This window comes from Bradyrhizobium ferriligni (genome assembly GCF_056837965.1).
In genome coordinates this window covers 19,187-27,298 of record NZ_JBXEJO010000102.1, presented here as the reverse complement: position 1 = coordinate 27,298, position 8,112 = coordinate 19,187, and the positions used below count along the sequence as shown (strand labels likewise).

Below are 8,112 nucleotides of genomic sequence, written 5' to 3'. Positions count from 1 at the left end.
CACCCGGATCGCATCTATCGATGCGATCCGGCCTCCCCCGCAAGCGGGAGAGGGGGCGCACCTTCGTTGCGGCTGCTGCCCAGCGCCGCTTCTGCGCGACGCACGCGGTCGATTGTCGCCCGATACCGCGCGGCATAGGCCTCGTCTTGATACTCGCTGAGGAAGTTGGCGCGGCGCGCGATTATCTGCTCCAGCGTCTCCGGCACATCGACCGCAGTGCCGTCAGCCTTCGGCAAAAACTCCGGATCGGCAAAGGCGATGCGGCCCCAGGCCAGCGCCTGCCTGTTGCGCTCGATGGCGACGCCGTTGAGTTCGATCGCGCGGGTCAGCGCCTCCAGCGAGACCGGCACCAGGCCCTGCTGCCAGGCAAAGCCGAGCATCATGATGTTGGCAAAGACGCTGTCGCCGAGCAGCCGTTCGGCCAGCGCGTTGGCGTCGATCGTGCTGAGGTTGCCCGACCCGATCACCCGCTCGATGGCGCGCAAGCGAACCGGCGAGGCGAGGTCGGCATCGCGAAATCGCACCACGTCGCCGGTCGGCATCTCGGCGATATTGACCGCAGCGCGCATCCCCTTGCGATAGGTGCCGGACGCCTTTGCCGACGAACTCACCACGAGGTCGCAACCGATCAGCGCGTCGGCCGCGCCCTGGTCGATCCGCACCTGGTGCAGCGCGTCGGGCGTAGCCGCCAGCCGCAGATAGCTCAGCACGGGGCCGAACTTCTGCGCGAAGCCCGTGAAGTCGAGCACCGAGACGCCGCGGCCCTCGAGATGCGCGGCCATCGCGATCAGCGCGCCGACGGTGATGACGCCGGTGCCGCCGACGCCGGTGACGAGGAGATCGTAGGGCCGCTCCAGTCCCGCGAGCTCCGGCACCGGCAGTGCCGCCGCTCGCGCGAGCGGATCGATTGCGCTTGCCGTCTTCGCCCGCCGCTTGCCGCCTTCGATCGTCACAAAACTCGGGCAGAAGCCGTTGAGGCAGGAAAAATCCTTGTTGCAGGTCGAGAGGTTGATCCGGCGCTTGCGGCCGAACGGCGTCTGCTTCGGTTCGACGCTGAGGCAGTTTGATTCCACCGAGCAGTCGCCGCAGCCTTCGCAGACGAGGTCGTTGATGAAGGCGAAGCGCGCGGGATCCTCGATCGTGCCGCGCTTGCGCCGCCGCCGCTTCTCGGTGGCGCAGGTCTGCTGATAGATCAGCACGGTGACGCCGGAAATCGCGCGCAGCTCGCGCTGCACGGCATCCATCTCCTCGCGCGGATGGATGGTGACGCCCACGGGCAGGTCGGCCGGCGAAAAACGCGCGGGATCGTCCGACACCAGCGCGATCCGCGCGACGCCCTCGGCGCGGACAGAGTGCGCGATCGCCTGCACGCTGACCGGGCCGTCGACCGGCTGACCGCCGGTCATCGCCACCGCGTCGTTGAACAGGATCTTGTAGGTGATGTTGGCTCTGGCGGCGATCGCCTGCCGGATCGCCATCGAGCCGGAGTGATAGTAGGTGCCTTCGCCGAGATTCTGGAACACGTGGCTGTTGCCGGTGAATTTCGACGACGCCGCCCAGTTGACGCCTTCGCCGCCCATCTGGATCAGCGACGAGGTCTCGCGGTCCATCCAGCTTGCCATGAAGTGACAGCCGATGCCGGCCAGCGCCTTGGAGCCCTCGGGCACTTTCGTCGAGGTGCTGTGCGGGCAGCCCGAGCAAAAATACGGCGTCCGGGTCGCGCCCGGGACCGCGATCACGCGGTCGCTCTCGGGTACCAGCGCGGCGACGCGGCGGGCCAATTGCAATTCCGGAAACATCGGATCGAGCCGGCGCGCGAGCACGTCGGCGAGCATGCGCGGCGACAATTCGCCGGTCCAGGAGATCAGCCGCGCGCCGCTCTCGTCATGCTTGCCGACCATCCGCTCCGGCTTGGCGCCGGGATAGTCGTAGAAATACTCCTTGAACTGGCTCTCGATGATGCCGCGCTTCTCCTCGACCACGAGGATCTCGCGCTTGCCCGTCACAAACTCCATCGCATCGTGCAGCGCCAGCGGCCACACCATGCCGACCTTGTAGATGTCGATGCCGAAGCGGCGGCAGGTCGCCTCGTCGAGCCCGACCAGCCGCAGCGCCTCCATCAAATCGAGATGCGCCTTGCCCGTGGTGACGATGCCGTAGCTCGCATCCTTGATATCGTAGATATGACGGTCGATCGGATTGGCTTTCGCGAACGCGTAGACCGCGTGCTTCTTCGCCTCCAGCCGCTCTTCGATCTGCGGGCCCGGCAGATCCGGCCAGCGATAATGCAGGCCGCCGGGCGGCGGCACGAAATCCGGCTGCACGAAACGGCGCGGCGGCCGCAGCTCGACCGAGGCGCCGGATTCCACGATCTCCGAGATCGCCTTGAAGCCGACCCACATGCCGGAGAACCGGCTCAGCGCGTAGCCATATTCGCCGAAGGCGAGATATTCGCCGACATCGGCCGGATGCAGCGTCGGCATGAACCAGCTCATGAAGGCGACGTCGGATTGGTGCGGCATCGAGGACGACACGCAGCCATGATCGTCGCCGGCGACGACTAGCACGCCGCCATGCGGCGAGGAGCCATAGGCATTGCCGTGCTTCAGCGCATCGCCGGAGCGGTCGACGCCGGGGCCCTTGCCGTACCACAGGGCGAACACGCCATCGACCTCGCGATCCCTTTGCGTCTCGACCTGCTGCGAGCCGAGCACCGCGGTCGCCGCGAGGTCCTCATTGACCGCGGGCAGGAATTCGATGCGGCTGTCCTTAAGCTGCTCGCCGATCTTCCACAGTTCGAGATCGACGCCGCCGAGCGGCGAGCCGCGGTAGCCGGAGATGAAGCCCGCGGTGTTGAGCCCGGCGGCGCGGTCGCGCCGCGCCTGGTCGAGCGCGATGCGGACGATCGCCTGCGTGCCGGTGAGGAAGACGCGGCCGCGGTCGCGGCTGTAGCGCTCGGACAGCTGGTAGGCGTCGAGCAACGGCATCTGGCCCATGACTGACCCCTCCGGGAATCGCGATGTCTGATCCGACAAGGCTATTCCTGTGGGCCTGGTAGGTCTTACCTATCCATTCATTCGTCGTGGAAAAATCGGCATGATGTTGCTGAAAGTGATACAAATCGGTAGAATTTACCAAACCGGAGGTTCGCGATGGTTGAAGAGCAGGACCAGAAAATCCTCGCCGAACTGCAGAAGGACGGCCGCGCCACCAACCAGCAGCTTGCGGAAACCGTCGGGATGTCGACCTCCGCCTGTTGGCGCCGGGTCCGTGCGCTGGAAGAGTCCGGTGTCATCTCGGGGTATTCGGCGCTGGTCGCGCGCGAGCGCGCCGGCTTTGCGACCTCGGCGATCCTGCACGTCTCGCTGGAGCGGCACGACGTGAAGTTCGTCGACGAGTTCGTCGCGCGGGTGATGAAGCGCCGCGAGGTGCTGGAATGTTTCGCGACCACCGGCGACGCCGACTATCATCTGCGCGTCGTGGTGCGCGACATGGACGCCTACAATAGATTCTTGGACGAGTTCATGTTCCGCATCCCCGGCATCCGCCACGTCCGCACCAACGTGATCCTGAAGGAGATCAAGACCGGCGTGGCGTTGCCGTTTTGAGGTGATGTGGTCGGACGATGATGATGGGGCCGCGCGCTCAATTTTTGTCCCGTCGCCCTGAGGAGGCCGCGTAGCGGCCGTCTCGAAGGGCGAACGGCCACCAGCCGGGCCGTGCATCCTTCGAGGCTCGCTCCGCTCGCACCTCAGGATGACGGTCGAACCAGTCGGTAGGATGGGTTTCGCTTCGCTCTACCCATCCTACGAGGATACGGGTCATGCCGCCTGTTCTGCCGATTTGGCGCGCGTCAGCAGCATGAACACCATGACATGGCTGACCAGCAGCAGCGGCACGTAGAGCGCCGGAATATAGATGCCGGCGCCGAACAGGCCGGGGTCGCCGATCTTCACGCCGTTGTAATAGGCGTTGAGCAGATCCAGCGTGCCCCAGACGTTGAACACCCAGACGATCGGAATCGCGATCGCCCAGCGCCAGGACAGCGCGACCATGGCAAGCAGCGCGAGACCGGCCGCGGCGAGATCGCCCCATCCGACCTCGTTGGCGAAATCCGCGCTCAATTGCGGCGACACGAAGCCGGCCACCATGAAGTTCATGCCCAGAAACCTGAACGCATGGAACGCTGCGAGCAGTCTGAGCGCGTTATCACGTGGCATCGCGCGGACCGCCGGCCAGACATAGGTGACGGCCACGACAGCACTTGTCAGAAACGCACCGGCGACGCTGAGGACGAATGGAAGATTGAAGCCCGGGGGCATCGGCGGATTCCCTTGTGGTTGTCGATCGGTTCGGTTGGCTTGCGTTCAGGACCTTGACGCTCAGGGCCTGGCGACCAGCAGTCGGAGCGGCAACAGCGGGCCGACCCCGATGTACTCGTGATCCATCAGGTCGAGCTTGGATAGCGGCAGACCCTCCATGATCGCGTGCGCCTCGGCGGCATCCTTGGCATCAAGCAGCAGGACCACGCCGCGCCCGTCGGACCGCGAATACCATTCGCGAATCTTGCCGTTGAGATAGAGCTGCACGGTCTGCCGGATTTCGTCCGGCATCACGGCCATCACCTGATCGCGGGTGACGCCGGCTTTCGCGGTGAGGATGACCATCACGCCGGTGGTGACGGTGGAGGTGGCTTGGGCTTGAGCTTGGGCAAAGGAGGGAGCGGTCATGGAAGTGGTGCCTGTCAAAGTGAGGGTGAGAGCCAGGATTGTGTGACGGATTGCTTGCATCGGTCGCAGGTCTCCGTTCACGACGGATGTCGTGATCGCGTGGGTCAGCGTGCTTCGCGCTGCTAGTGGCTCCGATGTAAGGTGGCTTTCTGCGAGCGACTATTCGCGATAATGTTCACAGGCCATGAAGCAGAACTTCACAGTCCGGCAGGGCGCGCTCGACGGCGTCGAGGCATTCCTGGCCGTCGCCCAGCACCGCAGCTTTCGCCGCGCGGCGGCCGAGCTCGGCGTCACGCCGTCGGCGATCAGCCAGGCGGTGCGCGCGCTCGAGGCGCGCCTCGGCGCCGTGTTGTTCATCCGCACTACCCGCAGCGTCGGGCTGACCGACGCCGGCGAACGATTTCTGGCGCGCGCAAGACCGGCATTCGAGGAGTTGGTCGCGGCGAGCGGGGCGGCGCGCGAACTCGGACAGAAGCCGGCCGGGCTGTTGCGCCTCACCGTGCCGCGCTCGGTGGTGCCGATCCTGCTGGAGCCGCTGATCGCCTCGTTCTGCAAGGCGTATCCCGAGATCGAGGTCGAGCTCGCCGCCAGCGAGGAACTGGTCGACCTCGCCGCCGGCGGCTTCGATGCCGGCATCCGCATGGGCCAGTTCATCAACCCGGACATGGTCGCGGTTCGCCTGACCAAGCCGTTCCCGTTTGCCATCGTCGGCAGCCCGGACTATCTCGCGCGCCGCGGCCGCCCCAAGCGTCCGGATGATCTGCGCGCGCATGCGTGCCTGCGGCTCCGGCGATCGAACGGTGGCCTCGCGCCATGGTCGCTGAACGACAATGGCCGTTCGATCGAGCTTGCCGTGTCGGGATCGTTCATCGGCCATGACTTCCCGACGCTGGTCGGCGCCGCCATCGAAGGTGTTGGACTGGCGCAAGTGCCCGCGCCGCTGGTATCAGGCGCCGTGAAGGAGAAGAAGCTCGTCCGCGTGCTGGATGCATTCGCGCCGACCACGCCGGGCGTGTTCCTCTATTATCCCGGCCACCGCCAGATCATGCCGAAGCTGCGCGCCTTCATCGATCACGTGAAGAGCAGGCCTGGGGCCGCGCGATGAGGGGAGCCCGGATTTGCATTGCTCGTTCAGGTCATTTCGGAATGACGGGAGGGCCTAAGCGCGCTTCTGAGGATGCCAGTCAGGCACCGTCTTGACCATGTGCCAGACCAGCAGGTCGAGGGCGCGGGTCATGCCTTCCCGCGACCTGGTGTTGGTGAACGCCGACCAGCAGAAATCGCCGCTGGTTCGCACCGAGATCGTCGTCGTTCCGTCCAGCAGGCCGTTGTGCCACCAATTGTTGTTCGCGGTGACGAACAGGCCCTTGGCGTAGCGGGGGTTGATGGCGCTGGGGGTGCTCATGACGCGCAGGCTGTCGTCGGTCAGCAGCTGCTCAGTGTCCTTGAAGCCGTCGATATGGACGAACAGCGTCGTCAAATCGCCCGGCGTCGCAATCCAGCCGCCGTGCGAATCCATCCGGGCGACGTTCATCCGGTAGGGATCGCCGGTCTGGCTGTAGTACCTCACTTCGTTGCTTGCGCGCTCGCTCAGCGTATTGCCGGCAATCTGCATGTCGGTGATGCCGCATCGCTTCAGGACGGCATCCTTGATGTATTGCTCGTAGCTCTGGCCGCTCAGCTTCTCGATCACGCGGCCGAGGATGCAATAGCCGAAGTTCGAATAGGCATAGGCTTCGCCCGGCGGACTGGTGAGCGGCATATGCTCCAGCGTCCAGCTGATCAGTTCGCGATGCTTCAGGTTCTGGTTCATGAACATCGGATCGCGAGACTGGTTTCCCCAGGTCCCGGTGGTGTGGGTCAAGAGATGCTCGATCGTGATCTGCTCGACATGGGAGCGAGACACGCCTGACGGCATCAGGCTTTGCAGCGTGGGTGTCGTCGGAAAGTCCTTGCCGAGAATTGAGCTTGCGCCGAACACATAGTCGCCGAGCCGCAATTTGCCGGCCTCGACCAGGGTGAAGATCCCGGTCGAGGTCACCGGCTTCGATATGCTCGCGATCCGGAAGCGGTGCTGCGGGGTCAATGCTTCGCCGGTCTCCCGATCCGCAACCCCGAACGCCTCGACATAAGCGGGCTTTCCCTTGATTGCGATCGCGATCGAAAGACCCGGTACGTCGTAGTCCTTCATGAAGTCGGCGGCCAGGTCAGCCATCTGCTTGCGTTGCTCCGATGTCGGAAGCTCCGCGGGCTGCTCGGCACGGGCGGTCGACGGTCCGCGGATGATCCCTGCGGCCGATAGCAGGGTGCCCTGAAGCAACGTTCGGCGTGAAAGTGGCATGGCTGACTTGTCTGATGAGTGCGCGCGGACCTTATTGCGCTTCGCCCTGTGTTGTCACGATGCGAACGGCTGTGTGATCACGTCACGATGGCCCGTCGGGCAAATGATGTCGCGAGAATGCGGATGTATGATCCACAAGCGCCGCCACAAACTCGCCGTCGTCCCGGCCTAGTGCGCAATTGCGCACTAGGCCGGGACGACATTGAGAATGAGGCGCGCGCGTAGGCGCAACCTCACACCTTCTCCCTCACGAATCGGTTCCGCAATGTCCCGATCCCGGTGATGTCGATCTCGACCACGTCGCCGTCCTTCAAGTCCGGCGAGGCGCCGTCGGTGCCCATCCAGATCACATCGCCGGGCGACAGCGTGAAGTATTTTGAAAGCTCGACGAGGAAGGGCACGATGCCGAAGATCATCTCGTTGGTGCGGAAGCGGCCGGTCTCCTTGCCGTTGACGCGGATCGCGGTCTCCATGCGGTCGAGGTCGACATCGGTCTCGATCCACGGGCCCATCGGCTTGAAGGTGTCGGCGTTCTTGGCACGCCACAGCCCGCGATCGGCCTTCTGCCAGCTGCGTTCGGAGACGTCATTGCCGATGGTGTAGCCAAACACGCAGTCCATCGCGTTGGCTTCGGTCAGATGCTTGGCTTTCTTGCCGATCACGACGACGAGCTCGCCCTCGTAATGGATCTTCTCGGTGGCACCAGCCGGGATCACGACATTCTCGTCGTGCGCGATCAGCGCGTTCTGCGCGCGGTATCCGATCTCGGGACGGTCAGGCACGTTCGGCACGGTGCCGGCCTTGTCGGCGGCCTCTTTAAGGTGCTTCAAGTAGTTCAGCCCGACGCAATAGAAGGTGCGCGGGATCAGCGGCAGCTCGATCTTGACGTCCTTCAACGCATGCGTCTTCGACGTCTTGCTCCATTCGCCGAACGGATCGCCGTTGACGGTGGTGACGGTGTCGCCCTCGACGAGGCCCCAAGAGGTGGTGCTCGCGGTCGTACCCGCGGCGGTGAATTTCAGCCAGCGCATGGTGATGTCC

At 64.7% G+C, this 8,112-nt stretch carries 7 protein-coding genes; 2 read left to right on the top strand and 5 right to left on the bottom strand.

All coding sequences use genetic code 11. From position 1 onward, the window contains the following. Window positions 1-14 precede the first annotated feature (14 nt). Window positions 15-2,996: an indolepyruvate ferredoxin oxidoreductase family protein gene (locus AC1VNY_RS38905; RefSeq protein WP_482409144.1), complete on the bottom strand. Its 2,982-nt coding sequence runs from the start codon at window positions 2,994-2,996 to the stop codon at window positions 15-17. Window positions 2,997-3,152: 156 nt separating this feature from the next. Here AC1VNY_RS38905 and AC1VNY_RS38900 point away from each other — a divergent pair, with 156 nt between their 5' ends. Further along, window positions 3,153-3,608 carry an Lrp/AsnC family transcriptional regulator gene (locus AC1VNY_RS38900; RefSeq protein WP_482409143.1) on the top strand — a complete coding sequence of 152 codons (456 nt, stop codon included), beginning with the start codon at window positions 3,153-3,155 and terminating at the stop codon, window positions 3,606-3,608. 213 nt (window positions 3,609-3,821) lie between these two features. Here AC1VNY_RS38900 and AC1VNY_RS38895 read toward each other — a convergent pair whose 3' ends face one another. Beyond that, window positions 3,822-4,322, bottom strand: a complete 501-nt coding sequence (locus AC1VNY_RS38895) for a hypothetical protein (protein ID WP_482409142.1) — start codon at window positions 4,320-4,322, stop codon at window positions 3,822-3,824. Between the two features lie 60 nt (window positions 4,323-4,382). Beyond that, the gene (locus tag AC1VNY_RS38890; RefSeq protein WP_482409141.1) at window positions 4,383-4,730 is read right to left on the bottom strand and encodes a hypothetical protein; all 348 of its coding nucleotides are present in this window, start codon (window positions 4,728-4,730) and stop codon (window positions 4,383-4,385) included. Window positions 4,731-4,914: 184 nt separating this feature from the next. On the opposite strand from AC1VNY_RS38890, the gene AC1VNY_RS38885 reads away from it, so the two are divergent. Further along, on the top strand, window positions 4,915-5,835 hold the full coding sequence (locus tag AC1VNY_RS38885) for a LysR family transcriptional regulator (RefSeq protein WP_482409140.1): 921 nt from the start codon (window positions 4,915-4,917) through the stop codon (window positions 5,833-5,835). A gap of 54 nt (window positions 5,836-5,889) precedes the next feature. Here AC1VNY_RS38885 and AC1VNY_RS38880 read toward each other — a convergent pair whose 3' ends face one another. Both AC1VNY_RS38880 and AC1VNY_RS38875 read right to left on the bottom strand, forming a co-directional pair. Further along, window positions 5,890-7,071 carry a serine hydrolase domain-containing protein gene (locus tag AC1VNY_RS38880; RefSeq protein ID WP_482409139.1) on the bottom strand — a complete coding sequence of 394 codons (1,182 nt, stop codon included), beginning with the start codon at window positions 7,069-7,071 and terminating at the stop codon, window positions 5,890-5,892. A 233-nt stretch (window positions 7,072-7,304) separates the two neighbouring features. Further along, complete coding sequence (locus AC1VNY_RS38875) at window positions 7,305-8,102, bottom strand: fumarylacetoacetate hydrolase family protein (protein WP_482409138.1); 798 nt, start codon at window positions 8,100-8,102, stop codon at window positions 7,305-7,307. Window positions 8,103-8,112: the final 10 nt, after the last annotated feature.

Bases quoted from the DNA above. Each gene is read 5' to 3' on its own strand.
- AC1VNY_RS38875 (WP_482409138.1), bottom strand. From the start codon at position 8,102: ATGCGCTGGCTGAAATTCACCGCCGCGGGTACGACCGCGAGCACCACC.
- AC1VNY_RS38885 (WP_482409140.1), top strand. From the start codon at position 4,915: ATGAAGCAGAACTTCACAGTCCGGCAGGGCGCGCTCGACGGCGTCGAG.
- AC1VNY_RS38900 (WP_482409143.1), top strand. From the start codon at position 3,153: ATGGTTGAAGAGCAGGACCAGAAAATCCTCGCCGAACTGCAGAAGGAC.
- AC1VNY_RS38880 (WP_482409139.1), bottom strand. From the start codon at position 7,071: ATGCCACTTTCACGCCGAACGTTGCTTCAGGGCACCCTGCTATCGGCC.
- AC1VNY_RS38905 (WP_482409144.1), bottom strand. From the start codon at position 2,996: ATGGGCCAGATGCCGTTGCTCGACGCCTACCAGCTGTCCGAGCGCTAC.
- AC1VNY_RS38895 (WP_482409142.1), bottom strand. From the start codon at position 4,322: ATGCCCCCGGGCTTCAATCTTCCATTCGTCCTCAGCGTCGCCGGTGCG.
- AC1VNY_RS38890 (WP_482409141.1), bottom strand. From the start codon at position 4,730: ATGACCGCTCCCTCCTTTGCCCAAGCTCAAGCCCAAGCCACCTCCACC.